Below are 15,385 nucleotides of genomic sequence, written 5' to 3' on the forward strand. Positions count from 1 at the left end.
TATTCTGACGTGATAAGGTCCTTCGCTGCGCTCAGGATGACAGACGTGTAGGCAAATCAGACTTTCTAAACAGCTTCCATGTATCTTGCACCATGCGCCAAGTTATTCTCACTGTTCCCGACGACCAGTTTGCTCCGCTGATGAAGGTATTAAAGGCATTGCCTTTCGCCGTTGAGATAACGGAGGTGGTAGAAAAGCCGAAGAAGAAAAAGCCGGACACTCAGAAATAAGTTCGGCTGTACCAATTGCTGCCGACCACTAGCCCCATAGGGGCGGCATATTGGTAGTTATAGCGGGTTGACAAACGATAAAGCCCCATCGGGGCGACACTTGCGTGGTGCGAGTGCCGCCCCGATGGGGCTTTTGACGTTTCTGCGTCGTTTGGTTCTACCGACATGCCGCCCCGCTGGGGCTTGTTTTTCGATAATTACACCACCACGTTCACCATGCGGCCGGGTACCACAATCACCTTTTTGGCCGACTTGCCTTCGCCGTGCTTGGCCAGGAAATCCGACGCTAAGACGGCGGTTTCAATCTCGGCGGCGGTGGCGGCGGCGGCAAACTGCATCTGCTCGCGCACCTTGCCGTTGATGGCCAGCGGGTAGGTCACGGTGTCTTCCACCAGGAATTCTTCGCGGAACTCGGGGTAGCTGGCCGTGGAGATGCTGCCGGCCTTGTGGCCCAGTTCCTGCCACAGCTCCTCGGCCAGGTGCGGGGCGTAGGGAGAAACCAGCAGCACGAGCGGCTCCAGGATGGCGCGCTTGTGGCATTTGAGGGCCGTGAGCTCGTTCACGGTAATCATGAACAGGCTGACGGAGGTGTTGAAGCTGAACTTCTCGATGTCTTCCTGCGCCTTCTGGATGGCGCGGTGCAGCACCTTGAGCTCGGCGGGCGTTGCGGGCTCGTCTGTGAGGGCGAGGGGGCCGTCTTCGGGGTGGAAGAGGCGCCAGAACTTCTTGAGGAAGCCGCTCACGCCGCTGATGCCGTTGGTGTTCCAGGGCTTGTACTGCTCCAGCGGGCCGAGGAACATTTCGTAGAGGCGCAGCGCGTCCGCGCCGTATTTGTCGATTAGAATATTGGGATTAACAACATTGTGCTTCGACTTCGACATCTTTTCGACTTCCCAATCGCAAATGAATGTCCCATCTTCTTCCAGAATAAATTCAGCATTTCTGTTCTCGTTGCGCCAGTTTCTGAATGCTGAAATGTTCAAAACGTCATTATCAGTGTGATTCACATCAACATGAAACTTGGAAAAATAAGCATATTCACCAGTTGGTGCATTGTGTCGCATCAGACTCATTTTTAGATGAGGATACTTTGCTCTGGTACGGCTAATAATCTCATCAATTTGGGCTAAATAGCTTGCGTATTTTTCGCTTGATTTGAATTCTTCCGAATTCTGCGACATAGCCTCCTTGAATGATTTCGAAACATAGATTTGTGGGAAATGCAATTCCTCTTCAGGAATAGTTTGCCATTGCATCCACATCTGATACACAAAATTCGACCGGCCCAGAATCATCCCCTGGTTAATCAGTTTCTGGAAGGGCTCGTTGCTGCTGACGAGGCCCAAATCCTTCAGGAACAGGTACCAGAAGCGGGCGTAGAGCAGGTGGCCGGTGGCGTGCTCGGCCCCGCCCATGTAGAGGTCCACGCTGCCCCAGTAGTGCTCGGCTTCCTCCGATACGAACCGGGCTTCGTTGGTGGGGTCCATGTAGCGCAGGTAGTACCACGACGAGCCCGCCCAGCCGGGCATGGTGCTCAGCTCGTAGGGGTATTTGCCTTTGTAGAGCCAATCCTGGGCGCGGCCGAGGGGCGGCTCGCCGGTTTCGGTGGGCTTGTACTCGTCGATTTCGGGGAGCACCAGCGGCAGGTCGCTTTCGGCGATGCCGTAGGCGGTGCCGTCCTTGTAGTAAATTGGAATGGGCTCGCCCCAGTAGCGCTGGCGGCCGAAAATGGCATCGCGCTGGCGGAAATTCACTTTGCCCTTGCCCAGGCCTTTCTCTTCGAGGAAGGCGATGAGCTTCTGCGTGGCCTCTTTATAGGTAAGGCCGTTGATGATGCCGGAGTTGATGTAGCGGCCTTCCTTGGTGGGGTCGGCCTGCTGGTCGAGGCCCTGCTGGGCGTCGGAAATGGCGGGGATGGGCAGGTTGAAGTGCTTGGCGAAGAGGTAGTCGCGCTGGTCGCCGCTGGGCACGGCCATCACGGCGCCGGTGCCGTAGCCGGCCAGCACGTAGTCGGCCAGCCAGATGGGCACGGGCTCGTTGTTCACCGGGTTCAGGGCATACGCGCCGGTGAAAACGCCGGATACGGCCTTCACATCGGTCATGCGGTCGCGCTCCGAGCGGCGCTTGGTGGCGGCGATGTACTCGTCCACGGCGGCGCGCTGCTCGGGCGTAGTCAGCTCATCTACCAGCTCGTGCTCGGGAGCCAGCACCAGGAAGGTGGCGCCGTAAATAGTGTCGACGCGGGTGGTGTAGACTTTGATTTCAGTATTGGGTAGTAAGTATTGAGTAGTGAGACTGGCGGCTTCGTCGGCCTTTGTCTCACTACTCAGTACTGAATACTCACTACTCAAAACCGGGAAGGTCACCTCGGCCCCGATGCTCTTGCCAATCCAGTTGCGCTGCATCTCTTTCACGGCATCGGGCCAGTCGAGTTGGTCGAGGCCCTGCAGAAGGCGGTCGGCGTAGGCGGTGATGCGCAGGTTCCACTGCGGCATGAGGCGGCGCTCGACGGGGAAGCCGCCGCGCTCGCTCAGGCCGTCCTTCACTTCATCGTTCGAGAGCACCGTGCCCAGGCCGGGGCACCAGTTCACGTAGGTGTCCTGCTGGTAGGCAAGGCGGTAGGGGAGCACGGCGGCCAGCTTCTGCTTCTCGCTGAACAAGGCCCACTGGCCGGCCGAGAAGCTGAGGCGGTCGCCGTCATCGCCGGCGGCACGGATGCCCTCGCTGCCGGTGGCGGCAAAGCGGGCGGTGAGTTCGGTGAGGGGCTCGGCGCGGTCGGCATCGAGGTTGTACCAGGAGTTGAACAGCTTGAGGAAAATCCACTGCGTCCACTTGTAGTAAGAGGCGTCCGACGTGCGCACTTCGCGGCTCCAGTCGTAGCTGAAACCGAGGCTGCTGAGCTGCTGCACGTAGGTTTCGATGTTCTTCTCGGTGGTGAGCGCGGGGTGCCGGCCGGTCTGGATGGCGTACTGCTCGGCGGGCAGGCCGAAGGAGTCGAAACCCATGGGGTGCAGCACGTTGAAGCCGCGCAGGCGCTTGTAGCGCGTCACGATATCGGAGGCAATGTAGCCCAGCGGGTGCCCCACGTGCAGGCCCGCCCCGGAGGGGTAGGGGAACATGTCGAGCACGTAGTACTTGGGCTTATCGGAGTGGTTCTCGGTGCGGAAAGTGCTGTGCGCTTTCCAGTGGGCCTGCCACTTCTTTTCAATTTCTTCGGGACGGTATGCGGGCATCTTGCGCGGAGTTTATTCCGGGCAAAGGTAGGACGTAGGAGAAAGTAGGGCGAAATTTGTTGACGTTAGTGCCGGTCTGGTTTCGTAAGCCGTCATGCTGAGCGCAGTCGAAGCATCTCTACCGCTTCGTTGAACCCGTGAGTTAGTATCGCGGTAGAGATGCTTCGACTGCGCTCAGCATGACGCCCTTTTTGCTCGGACGCTCACAATAAAAAAGCCGATACCCCGCCCCCGATGGCCCGCATCCCCAAAGAATTAGTTGACCACATCATCCAGACCGCCGACATCGTGGAAGTCGTCGGCGACTTCGTGCAGCTCAAGCGCAAGGGCCAAAACCTGTGGGCCCCGTGCCCGTTCCACAACGAGAAATCCCCTTCGTTCTCGGTAAACCCGGCCAAAAGCTTGTACAAATGCTTCGGCTGCGGCAAGGCCGGCGGCGTGGTGCAGTTCGTGATGGACGTGGAGGGCACCAGCTACGTGGAGGCCCTGAAATATTTGGCCAAGAAGTACGCCATCGAGATTCAGGAGGAGGAAAAGACGCCCCAGCAGCAATTGGAACAGAACGAGCGGGACTCGCAGTTCATCGTTTCCGACTTCGCCAAAAACCACTACCACCGCCTGCTGCTCAACTCCGAAGAGGGCATGAGCATCGGCTACGGCTACCTCAAGGAGCGCGGCCTCAACCTGAGCACCATCCAGACCTTCGAGCTCGGCTACTCGCTCGATAGCTGGGACGACCTGATGAAAGCCGCCGAAACGGCCGGCTTCGACAAGAAATACCTGGAGAAAACTGGCCTTACGGTCATTAGAACCGACGACCAGGGCAAGGACACCGGCCGACGCTACGACCGGTTCCGGGGCCGCGTGATGTTCCCGATTCACAACATCAGCGGCCGGGTGGTGGGCTTCGGGGCGCGCACCCTGAAGCGCGACGACAAAATGGCGAAGTACCTCAACTCGCCCGAATCGGAGATTTACCACAAGTCGGACGTGCTGTACGGCTTGTTTCAGGCCCGGCAGGCCATTCGGACGCAGGAGGTTTGCTACTTGGTGGAGGGCTACCTCGATGTGCTTTCGCTTTATCAAGGCGGCATCAAAAACGTGGTGGCCTCGTCGGGTACCTCGCTCACCGAAGGCCAGATTCGGCTCATCAAGCGGTATTCCGATAACGTGACGGTGCTCTACGACGGCGACGCGGCCGGCATCAAGGCCTCGCTGCGCGGCACCGATTTGCTGCTCGAAGGTGGCCTGAACGTGCGCGTGGTGCTGTTTCCCGACGGCGACGACCCCGACAGCTACATCCGCAAAGTGGGCGACCAGCGCTTCACCGAGTACATCGAAACCAAGAGCCAGGACTTCATCAGTTTCAAAACCACGCTCGTGGCCCGCGAAGCCTCCGGCGACCCGGTGAAGAAGGCCGAAGCCATCCGCGACGTGCTCCACAGCATCGCTAAGGTGCCCGACGCCATCAAGCGGCAAGTGTTTTTGCAGCAAACCTCGGCCACCTTCGGCATCGACGAGCAGGTGCTCATCACGGAGTACAACAAGCTCGTCAAGTCGCCCAGCCAGCAAACCAAGCCCAGTGGCCAAGCTGACAACCGGGGCAATTACGGCAACGGCGCGGGCAGTGCCAACACCGGCTACCCGCCCAGCGCCAACCCGCGCCCGGCCCCGGCCCCGCGCCCGATGACCGACGAGGAAGAGGCTGAAATGCTCGTGTACGGCGGCGCCGAAGCGGCCGAGTCGCTGGGAACTCCTTTCACAGCCGCTCCGAAAAAGGCCGCCGAAGAGGAGGACATTCCCGACATGCTGCAGGTGTGCGAGCGTGAGGTACTGCGCTTGCTGGTGCTCTACGCCGGCCGCGAAATCGAGCCCGAAATAAGCGTGGCCGGCTACCTCATGGGCCAGCTCGGCGAATACCCGCTCCAGAAGCCGCTCTACGCCGAGATGTGGGAAATCTGCCGGCAGGAACTCCTGGCTGGCCGCTTCCCCGACGCCCGCCTGCTGGCCCAGAACGAGCGCGAAGACATCCGCCAGCTCATCACCGACCTGGCCACCGAGCGCTACGAAATCAGCCCGAACTGGCGCACCAAGGAAATCTACGTCTTCAACGAAGTCGACCTGCCCCAGCTGGCCTGCGACAACGCCGTGCTGCGCCTCAACAAAGTGCACGTGCAGCGCGAACTCGACCAGTGCCTCGAACGCCTGCGCCACCCGCTGGAAGACGCCGAAATGTTCGAAATCCTCGGCGACATTAAGCGCCTTAAGGAGCTTGATAACGAGCTGGCCGCGCTGCTGGGCACGGTGGTAGCGCGGGGTTCGTGACGGCTATTTAGCAATTGACGAATGTCGTATAATAATCTTTTGAATCTTCGATAATTTCATGATACTATGCAAAAACGCCTGAATATCAACCGGGTGGTGCTAGCCGTTATCCTGACGGTAACCAGCCTGGTGGTGGGCATGGCGGGCTTCATGGGCATTGAAGGCTACCATCCGGTTGATGCTTTTTATATGACCGTGACTACCATTGCCACGGTTGGCTTTGGTGAAATTCATCCGTTTTCGCACGCTGGGCGGCTGTTTGTCTCGTTCTATATCCTCTACAACCTGGTGGTGGTGGCCTACCTCGTGTCGGTGATGTCGTCGTTTATCTTTGACGGCGAGCTGCGCAAACTCTACAATATGATTCGAACCGACCAGGAAATCCGCCGTTTTAGCGGCCACGTCATTGTGTGTGGCTTTGGGCGCAATGGCCGCCGTGCCTATCAGGAGCTGACAGCCAACGGTGTACGAGTCGTGGTTATTGAGACCAACCAGGAGCTGATGAAAAGCCACACCGACGGCCAGACGGGCGAGGACTACGACGGCGATGGCGTGGCGGGTGGCAAAATTTACACGGTTTTTGGCGATGCTACCGCCGACCTGGTACTGAAACAGGCCGGCGTAGAACGGGCCTCTTCGCTCATCACCGCCCTGCCCAAAGATGCCGACAACGTGTTCGTGGCCCTTTCGGCCCGCGCCCTCAACCCGCACCTGAAAATCATTGCCCGTGCCTCGTTCAAAACGTCCGAAAGCAAGCTGCTTTCGGCCGGGGCCGACTCGGTGGTGATGCCCGACGAAATTGGCGGCTCGCACATGGCCAACCTGGTGGTGCGCCCCGAAGTCATCCGCTTCCTCGACCTAATTTCCGGCCTCAGCGCCGACAAGCTGCGCCTCGAAGAAATGAGTTTCCAGCAATTGCGGCGCGATTTGCACGGCCGCAGCATCCGCGAGCTCGACGTGCGCTCCATCACCGGGGCCACCATTATTGGCCTGCGCCAGGCCAGCGGCTCGCTGCTGGTGAGTCCGCCCGTCGACTACGTGCCGGCCGAAGGCGACGTACTGCTGCTGCTCGGCAGCGAAGAACAGATTGAAACCTTCGAGGTGCGTTTCCGGCAACTTTAAATCATTTAACAATTAACATTTATCATTTAACACCCTAACAGTTCTTTTACTGCGCCAGAAGTGCCAGCAAAACGACTGTTAAATATTAATTGATAAATGTTAAATGAAAACATGCACATTCTGCAACTCTGTCCGCGCGTTCCGTTTCCGCTCACGACTGGCGGCGCCATTGCCATGTACGACGTGGCGGCGGGCCTGATTGAGGCCGGACACCGGGTTACGATGTTGGCCATTAATACACCCAAGCACCATCAGCCTGCCAATGCGCTCAGCCATCTTGGCCCCAATTTCCGGCTGGTGACGGTGGACGTGGACACGAACCTTTCGGCGGTTGCCGCGCTAAAAAATCTGCTATTTAGCCAACTGCCCTACAACGTACAACGGTTTATCAGTCCGGCCGTTGGGGATAAGCTACTGGAGATTTTGCATACTGAAAAAATTGACCTGGTACAGCTGGAAGGTACTTTTGTGGCGTGGTACGCCGAACTGCTAGGCCGGCAGCACAGTGCCGAACTGGCCGTGCCGCCGCTGGTATTGCGGGCCCACAACGTCGAATACACCATCTGGCAGATGCTGGCCCGTCGCGAAGCCAACCTGGCGAAGCGACTGTTTTTGCGCATCATGGCGGCACGGCTGGAGAAGTTTGAGCGGCGCCACCTGGCCCAATTTGATGCCGTGGCCGCCATCACCGACGACGACGCCCAGCGCCTGCGCACCCTGGGCTGCCCCGAGCCCGTGGTTTTCATTCCGGCCGGCGTCGACCTGAGCCGCTTCCAGCCCGACCCCGCCATCCGGCCCAAACCACGCACCCTGTTCATGATTGGCTCGCTCAACTGGCTGCCCAATCTGGAAGGTTTGAACTGGCTGCTGCGCGAAATCTGGCCCACTATTCACGCCGAAATGCCGGACGTGGAACTGCATATAGCCGGCAGCGGCACACCCGAAGAACTGATGAAACCGCGTACTGATAACGTGTTTGTGCATGGTTTCGTGGATTCTGCTCCTGCCTTCATGCAGCAATACGAGCTGATGCTGGTGCCGCTGCTCAGTGGTGGCGGCATGCGCATCAAAATCATCGAGGGCATGGCCTTGGGCAAAGCCGTGCTGAGTACCACCCTCGGGGCCGAAGGCATTACGGTGCGCAACGGCCACGACATTCTGCTGCGCGATACGGCCGCCGAATGGCTGGATGCCCTGCGGGCTTGGGGCCGCGGCGAAGTGGCAGTAGCCCAACTTAGTACCGCTGCTGCCGCCACCGCCACCACGCTCTACGACCGCCGCCGGGTAACCCAACAGTTTGTGGACTTATACGAGCGGCTGCGGCCGGTGCCCGCCGTATGATGACCGTGCTGCTCCAACTGGTGTTTTGGGGGTGTCTGCTGCTGGTGGCGCACACCTATGTGCTGTTTCCGCTGCTGCTGGCCCGTCTGGCGCGGGGCCGCCAGCAAAACCAGGACGTGTACGGCCCCGACGCAGAATGGCCCACGGTAGACATCCTGCTGGCCGCTCACAACGAGCAGGCTGTGATTGAGGAAAAGGTGCGCACCACCTTCGCGACCACCTACCCGCTCGACCGCCTGCGCCTGTTGGTAGGCTCCGACAACTCCTCGGACCAAACCAATAGCCTGCTCGCCAAATTGGCGCAGGAGTACCCGCAAGTGCATTTTGAGGCCTACGCTCAGCGCACTGGCAAACCCACCGTCATCGAAAACCTAGCCCGGCAAGCCACCGCCCCGGTGCTGGTGCTGACGGATGCCAACGTGTTTTTTGCCTCCGACACCCTGCGCCAGTTGGTGAAGCACTTTCACAACCCCGCCATCGGCTTGGTGGGCGGCCACATCCTCAACCCCGACCACCGGGCCGAAGGCATATCGGGCCAGGAAAAGGCCTACCTGGAGCGCGAAAACCTGATGAAATACCAGGAAGGCGTGGTGTGGGGGGCCATGATGGGCGCGTTTGGCGGCTGCTTTGCGGTACGGCGGGCCTGCTACCACCCGGCCCCGGCTGCGTTTCTGGTCGATGACTTTTACATCACGCTGGCCGTGCTGCGCGACGGCTACCAGGCTATTAATGAGCTGGATGCGGTTTGCTACGAGGACGTATCGGACCACCTGCCGGAAGAGTTTCGGCGGAAGGCGCGCATTTCGGCGGGCAATTTTCAGAACCTGAAGGAGTTTCGGGCCCTGCTGTGGCCACCGTGGCGGGGCGTGGCCTTTGCGTGGTGGTCGCACAAAGTGTTGCGCTGGCTTACGCCGCAGCTTTTATTGGTGCTGCTGCTGGCTTCGCTGGGGCTTGTGGCCAGCGGGGCGGGGTGGTTTTTCCAGCTGGCTTTTGTGGGACAGCTGGGCCTGCCGCTGCTGCTGCTACTCGATGCCACGCTGCGGCGGCGGGGGCATAATTCGCGCCTGCTGCGCTTCATTACCCATTTCTACAGCATGAATGCGGCCTTGCTACTGGGGTATTGGCGCTACTTGCGCGGCATCAAAACCACGGTGTGGCAGCCTACGCAGCGCTTTCAGCAGGGGCAATGAGCCGGGTGCGCGCCGGCCCTTCCGCGGGCACGGCCGGCGCTAACTTTGTGCCGGCCCTCGTTGTTATGGCCCGAAATACCCCATCCCACCATGCTTGATTCCATTGAATCCGCCATTGCCGACGTCCGGGCTGGCAAAGTAGTCATCGTCGTCGACGACGAAGACCGCGAAAATGAGGGCGACTTTATTTGCGCCGCCCGCTCCGCCACGCCCGAAGTCATCAACTTTATGGCCACCCACGGCCGCGGCTTGGTTTGTGCCGCCCTGCCCGAAGAACGCTGCGAAGAACTGGGCCTCGACCTGATGGTGGGCCACAACACGGCCCTCCACGCCACCGCTTTCACGGTTTCCGTTGACCTGCTGAAGAACGGCGTGACCACCGGCATCTCGGCCTCCGACCGCAGCAAGACCATTCTGGCCCTCATCGACCCCACCACCAAGCCCGAAGAGTTGGGCAAGCCGGGCCACATCTTTCCGCTCAAAGCCCGCAAAGAAGGCGTGCTGCGCCGCGCCGGCCACACCGAAGCGGCCGTGGACCTGGCCCGCCTGGCCGGTTTCGAGCCGGCTGGGGTCCTGGTTGAAATCCTGAAGGAAGACGGCGAGATGGCCCGCCTGCCCGACCTCGAACTCGTGGCCCAAAAGTGGGGCCTGAAGCTGGTTTCGGTGCAGGACCTTATCAAGTACCGCCTCGCCACCGAAAGCCTCATCACCCGCGAAATATCGGTGAAAATGCCCACCGAGGACGGCGACTTCGACCTCTATGCCTACACCCAGCGCTCGAACGGCGCCAAGCATTTGGCCCTGGTGAAAGGCGACATCAGCGGGCCGGAACCGGTGCTGGTGCGCGTGCACAGCTCCTGCGTGACCGGCGATATCTTTGGCTCGTGCCGTTGCGACTGCGGCCCGCAGCTGCACCAGGCCATGCGCCAGATTGAGCGCGAAGGCCGGGGCGTTATTGTGTACATGAACCAGGAGGGCAGGGGCATTGGCTTGCTCAACAAGCTGAAAGCCTACAAATTGCAGGAGCAGGGCCGCGATACCGTACAGGCCAATGAAGACCTGGGCTTTAAAGGCGATGAGCGGGACTATGGCGTGGGTGCCAGCATTTTGCGCGACCTCGGCGTGACCAAAATGCGCCTGCTCACCAACAATCCCAAGAAGCGCACCGGCCTCATCGGCTACGGCCTGGAAATTGTGGACACCTTGCCCATCGAAATCCACGCCAACCCGCACAATGAGGCCTACCTCGCTACCAAGCGCGACAAAATGGGCCACGAAATCATGCGGGCCCTGCCAGCCGAAACACCAGCTGCTTAACTTGTTTGCCGCATATGAGAAAAGGCCAGCCCATTGGGCTGGCTTTTTTGCGTAAAAAAATTTACCTTGGCATAAATCCCATTCATTTCCTTTCCAGCGAATGATGAAGCCAGGACTACTCCTGATTTTGCTGTTATGTACCGGTGTGGCCCAGGGCCAGATTCGGAGTGGCGTGCGGCTGGATTTCCAGTTTTGCCGGTTGGTGCTCGTCAACGGCGATACCTTGTCCGGGCCAGTAGCCGTTTGTTTCGGCCCCGATTTGCTGTACATGGGCCAGCCCGATGGCTCAGTCCGAACGTTTGCCCCCGCCAGCGTAGCCGCGTTTGCCGTGCAGGGCGAAAAAATTATGACAGGGCCGGGACGACCCCACGCCGTTGCCGTCGACCCAAACCTAGTGCGACTATTTCGCACGCTGACGTGGCCGTCGGAACACCCCGGCGAGCAGCGGCCGGAGCCGGCTTTCTTCGAGCAGTTGAGCGAGGGTCCGGTGTTGCTGGTGCGGCGTCAGGTGCTGACTACCCACCTCACCGCCATCAACCCGGCCGGCTCGGGCCGCCCGAGTGGCCCAAGCCGGGGCGCCGCGCCCGCTCCCGGCAAGCAAATGCAGCCCGGGTTTGCCTCCGTGCGCTACGACAACGTCGTCGAACTGAAAGACGAATACTTTCTGGCATGGGCAACCGGGGAATTGATACCCCTGCGCAAGCCGAAAAAAGACCTGTTAACGGCTTTTCCTCAGCAAGCGCAGCAAGTACAGACCTATGCCAAAACGCAGGGCATTGGCTATGGCAGCGCCCGCGAATTGCACGAGCTGGTCAGCTACGCAAACTCCCTGCTTGTGCTGGCTACACAGTAGTGGGCAGGCCGCGAGCGGCGGCGGGCGAGGTTTCGATTCCGGCCAGCTGCTGGCGCAGCATCGTCAGCACCGATTGCGCGGCGTATTCCACGTTCAGGGCCCGGCCGCGGTCCAGCACGTATTCCCGGCTGATGGTTTGGGTGCCGTCGGCGTAGGCCAGGCATACGGTGCCCACCTTCTTGGTTTCGGTGGCGCCCGTGGGGCCGGCAATGCCGCTGGTCGCCACGGCCACGTCGACGCCCAGGCGGCGGCGGGCGCCCTCGGCCATTTCGCGCACGGTGGCCTCGCTCACGGCACCGTATTGGGCCAGGGTTTCGGGTTTTACGCCCAGTTCTTCCTGCTTAATGTCGTTGTGGTAGGCCACGATGCCGCCCCGGAAATATCCCGAACTGCCCGAAACGCTGGTGATGCGCTGCGCCACTAGGCCGCCGGTGCAGCTTTCGGCAGTGCCCAGCGTGAGGCCTTTGGCGAGCAATAGCTTGCCGATGGCGGCTTCGATGGTGGTTTCTTCCTCGGCAAAAATGTGCTCCCCGATGCGCTCACGCAGGGCCGGCAGCAGCGCCAGCATGCGGCCGCGCAGGTCGGGCTGGCCGTCGGCGGTGCCGGTCAGGCGCAGGCGCACGGCCCCGAAGCTGGGCAGGTAGGCCAGCTTGATGTTGGCCGGCAAGGCATCTTCCCAATCCGCAATTTTTTCGGCCAGGAAGGACTCGCCCAAGCCGGCCGTCATCACCACCACGTGCTCGATGGGCGCAAGGTTGAACTGGCTTTGCAGGCGCGGCAGCACATGGTCGGTCATGAGGCGCTTCATCTCAAATGGTACGCCGGGCATGCTCACAAATATCGTCCCGTTCACGTTGAACCACATACCGGGCGCCGTGCCCACGGCGTTGTGCAGCACTTCGCAGTTGGCTGGCACCAGGGCCTGCTGGCGGTTCACGTCCAGCATCGGGCGGTTGAAGCGCTGAAAAATCTGCTCCACGTGGCGTAGCGTGGGCTCGTGCATCACCAGCCCGGTGCCAAAGTAGCGGGCCAGTACGTGCTTCGTCAAATCGTCATTGGTCGGACCCAGGCCGCCGGTAATCAGCACCACCTGCGCTCGTTGCCGGGCCTGGTCGAGCGCCGCCACAATCTCATCGGCCCGGTCCGAAACCGAAGAAATCTGGCGGACCCGCAAGCCGATTTTGGCCAGTTCCTGGCCCATAAAAGCCGAATTGGTGTCCACCACCTGCCCGTAGAGCAGTTCGTCGCCAATGGTCATGATTTCGACATCGGGCGGCGCGGCGGGCGAATGCAAGGCAGCGGAGGCAGAGGTGGGAACGGCGGGGATGGGCATGGTTTTGACGAAAAAATAGGTTTGGCCGCAAAATTGTCTTCAATTTGCACAAGCGGCGGTCCAAGGACAGCCACAGGGGCCTTCCGGTTTTCCCGCCGCATCAGTTTTTCCATGTTTACACGCATTGCCAGTGCCCTGCTCGTAGCTGGCCTTCTGGCCACTGCGGCGCCCGCCGCCCACGCGCAAACGACCGCCGCCAAAAAAGCCGCCGCCGCCAAAGCGGCCGCCGCTAAAACGGCTGCTGCCAAAGCCGCTGCCACCAAGGCTGCCGCTGCCAAAGCGGCCGCCGCGAAAGCCGCTGCCGACAAAGCCGCCGCCGATAAAGCCGCGGCCACCGCCAAAGCCGCCCTGCCCCCGCTCACCGAGGCCGAAGCCAGCGCCGGGGTGAAAGAAGCGCTCAACAAAGGCATTGTGAAAGCCGTGCAGTTTGCCTCCGAGCCCGATGGCTTCAACCTGAACGATGACATCCACATTCCGGCACCGCCTGACCTGGATATTGTGAAATCGACCGTGGGCCGTTTGCCGGGCATGACCACGCTATTCACTCAGTTTGAAACCCAGCTCAACCGGGCTGCCGAAGCCGCGGCCCCCAAAGCCAAGGATATCTTCATCAACGCCCTCGCCAACATCAGCATCACCGATGCCTTGTCGCTCGTGACCAGCGGCTCGACCGATGCCGCTACGCAGTTTTTGCGCAAGTCCACGCAGGGCCAGTTGATTGCGGCCTTCCACCCCGACATCGAAGCCGCCATCGACCAGGTAGGGGCCGGCCGGGCGTATGCCACCATCACCAACCAGTACAACAAAATTCCGCTGATGACCCCCGTCAACCTCAGCCTGGCCGACTACACCACCCAGAAAGCCGTGGATGGCCTCTTCATCCTGCTGGCGCAGGAAGAAGCCAAAATTCGCAAAAACCCCGCAGCGCGTACCTCCGACATCCTTAAGTCGGTTTTTGGCCGCAAGTAGCCGCGCTGCCACCGGCTAGATGCCGCACGAAAAAGCCCCGGCTGGAATTTTCCGGTCGGGGCTTTTTCGTGCGCTTAATAAGCGGCCTGGCGCTAATAGTCGTCGCTATCGAAGCTGCTGCCCCGGCGGCCGCCCCGGCCACTGCTGTAGCCTTCGTCTTCGTCGTCCTCGTCGTCCTCAAAATCATCGTCGTCATCGTCGAGGCTGGTGAAACCGCCGCGGTCGGAATTTTCAGCGCGCTCGGCTTCCACAAATTCTTCCTCGGTCATATTGGCCAGGTCCAGGGCCTCGTCGTGCGAGGAGCCCGTGTCGGTCCACATCAGGTAGTCGGCGTATTTGGCCGAGAGGCGGTCTTCGGTATTGCCGAGGGCTGCGGCGCCGCCTTTCTTGGCATAGGTGTCCAGGTCGTCTTCGTCGTCGAGCAAGTCGTCGTCCAGGTCGTCGTTATCTATCATGGCCGGGGCGGGAGATATTGAGGGTGAAAAATAGAGTGCCAAAGCTGGCCGCGAAGATACGTGCCGCGTGGTTTTCCGGTTGACTATCGGGCCAGATTTTCCAGTGAAAAAGTAAGCTGAAGCTTTGCAAACGCCTGTTTAGGGCAGCGGCTGCAACGAATGTTGCCCCAAAATAACAGGAAGTTTTTTGTTCGGCAACCGTGTGCCTAACGGCCGCGTGCCGCCTGAAAATCAGTCACCAGCAATTGCTCGTCGCAGAACGCATACTCGGCCGGCACGTTGGAGCTAAGCAGCAGGGTGCGGCCCGGGCGGGTGGCCCGCACGTGCTCCTGGTACCAGGCCACGCCGGCAGTATCGAGGTTGGTGGTGGGTTCGTCCAGCAGCAGCAAGGGCGCGTCGGCATAGAGGGCCAGGGCCAGCTTGAGCCGCTGCTTCATGCCCGAAGAAAACTCCCGTATCAACTGATGGCGCGACTTTTCCAGGTACGTTAGCTCGATAAGCGCCTCCTGGGAAATCCCCGGCCGCAAAGGCTTGAAGCGGGTATGAAACCGCAGCAGCTCCCGCAGCGTCAGCTCTTCCAGCAGTTCCAGGTAGGGCGCGGCGTAGGCCAGGTGCCGGGGCATGTCTTCCGCGGCTACGGGGCGGCCGGCCAGGGCATACGTCAGCGTGCCTTCGGTCGGAAGCAACTGGCCCGAGATGGTGTTCAGCAGCGTGCTTTTGCCAGCCCCGTTGGGGCCCAGCACGGCGGTGGCGCTGCCGGGCCGGAGCGTGCGCGTCAGGCCGCGGAATATCCAGTCACGCTGGAAACGCTTACCCAGGCCGGTGGCAGTGATTAACAAAGTGCAACCAAAACGTCATGCCGAGCTTGCCGAAGCATCTCTTCCACGAGAGTAAACCAATCAATTGAAGGTGAATGCGTAGCGCAGGAGAGATGCTTCGGCAAGCTCAGCATGAACTGTGTTTAGGAAGCAAGAGCAAGATGAAAATTGGGGTCAAAATCACGTTCGTGGGCGAGCA

Annotated in this window: 12 protein-coding genes; 8 read left to right on the forward strand and 4 right to left on the reverse strand. The window is 60.4% G+C overall.

Annotated elements, in window-relative coordinates:
- Positions 1–92: 92 nt before the first annotated feature.
- Complete coding sequence (locus tag JKL48_RS22345) at positions 93–230, forward strand: hypothetical protein (RefSeq protein WP_201987544.1); 138 nt, start codon at positions 93–95, stop codon at positions 228–230.
- 197 nt (positions 231–427) lie between these two features.
- On the opposite strand, the gene JKL48_RS22350 is transcribed toward JKL48_RS22345, so the two are convergent.
- The gene (locus tag JKL48_RS22350; protein WP_201987546.1) at positions 428–3,463 is read right to left on the reverse strand and encodes a leucine--tRNA ligase; all 3,036 of its coding nucleotides are present in this window, start codon (positions 3,461–3,463) and stop codon (positions 428–430) included.
- A gap of 234 nt (positions 3,464–3,697) precedes the next feature.
- On the opposite strand from JKL48_RS22350, the gene dnaG reads away from it, so the two are divergent.
- The 6 genes from dnaG to JKL48_RS22380 all read left to right on the forward strand — a co-directional run bounded on the left by dnaG (position 3,698) and on the right by JKL48_RS22380 (position 11,611).
- Positions 3,698–5,788 carry a DNA primase gene (gene dnaG / locus JKL48_RS22355; RefSeq protein ID WP_201987548.1) on the forward strand — a complete coding sequence of 697 codons (2,091 nt, stop codon included), beginning with the start codon at positions 3,698–3,700 and terminating at the stop codon, positions 5,786–5,788.
- A gap of 66 nt (positions 5,789–5,854) precedes the next feature.
- The gene (locus JKL48_RS22360) at positions 5,855–6,910 is read left to right on the forward strand and encodes a potassium channel family protein (RefSeq protein ID WP_201987550.1); all 1,056 of its coding nucleotides are present in this window, start codon (positions 5,855–5,857) and stop codon (positions 6,908–6,910) included.
- A gap of 111 nt (positions 6,911–7,021) precedes the next feature.
- On the forward strand, positions 7,022–8,251 hold the full coding sequence (locus tag JKL48_RS22365; RefSeq protein WP_201987552.1) for a glycosyltransferase family 4 protein: 1,230 nt from the start codon (positions 7,022–7,024) through the stop codon (positions 8,249–8,251).
- The gene (locus JKL48_RS22370; protein WP_201987554.1) at positions 8,248–9,441 is read left to right on the forward strand and encodes a glycosyltransferase; all 1,194 of its coding nucleotides are present in this window, start codon (positions 8,248–8,250) and stop codon (positions 9,439–9,441) included. Before JKL48_RS22365 ends, JKL48_RS22370 begins: the two co-directional genes overlap by 4 nt.
- A gap of 90 nt (positions 9,442–9,531) precedes the next feature.
- Positions 9,532–10,758, forward strand: coding sequence for a bifunctional 3,4-dihydroxy-2-butanone-4-phosphate synthase/GTP cyclohydrolase II (locus JKL48_RS22375; RefSeq protein WP_201987556.1), 1,227 nt, complete (start codon positions 9,532–9,534; stop codon positions 10,756–10,758).
- 127 nt (positions 10,759–10,885) lie between these two features.
- Entirely contained in the window at positions 10,886–11,611 is a 726-nt protein-coding gene (locus JKL48_RS22380) for a hypothetical protein (protein WP_201987558.1), read from the forward strand.
- Here JKL48_RS22380 and JKL48_RS22385 read toward each other — a convergent pair.
- Positions 11,601–12,944, reverse strand: a complete 1,344-nt coding sequence (locus tag JKL48_RS22385) for a competence/damage-inducible protein A (RefSeq protein WP_201987560.1) — start codon at positions 12,942–12,944, stop codon at positions 11,601–11,603. The two genes, JKL48_RS22380 and JKL48_RS22385, sit on opposite strands and share 11 nt — an antisense overlap.
- 111 nt (positions 12,945–13,055) lie before the next feature.
- Here JKL48_RS22385 and JKL48_RS22390 point away from each other — a divergent pair, with 111 nt between their 5' ends.
- Positions 13,056–13,913: a DUF4197 domain-containing protein gene (locus tag JKL48_RS22390; protein WP_201987562.1), complete on the forward strand. Its 858-nt coding sequence runs from the start codon at positions 13,056–13,058 to the stop codon at positions 13,911–13,913.
- A gap of 92 nt (positions 13,914–14,005) precedes the next feature.
- Here the strand turns inward: JKL48_RS22390 and JKL48_RS22395 are convergent, their stop codons facing one another.
- Together JKL48_RS22395 and JKL48_RS22400 are read right to left on the reverse strand one after the other, a co-directional pair.
- Complete coding sequence (locus JKL48_RS22395; protein ID WP_201987564.1) at positions 14,006–14,368, reverse strand: hypothetical protein; 363 nt, start codon at positions 14,366–14,368, stop codon at positions 14,006–14,008.
- Positions 14,369–14,574: 206 nt separating this feature from the next.
- On the reverse strand, positions 14,575–15,207 hold the full coding sequence (locus tag JKL48_RS22400; protein ID WP_201987566.1) for an ABC transporter ATP-binding protein: 633 nt from the start codon (positions 15,205–15,207) through the stop codon (positions 14,575–14,577).
- Between the last annotated feature and the right edge of the window lie 178 nt (positions 15,208–15,385).

The organism is Hymenobacter rubidus, from assembly GCF_016734815.1.
In the GTDB taxonomy this organism is placed as follows: domain Bacteria; phylum Bacteroidota; class Bacteroidia; order Cytophagales; family Hymenobacteraceae; genus Hymenobacter; species Hymenobacter rubidus.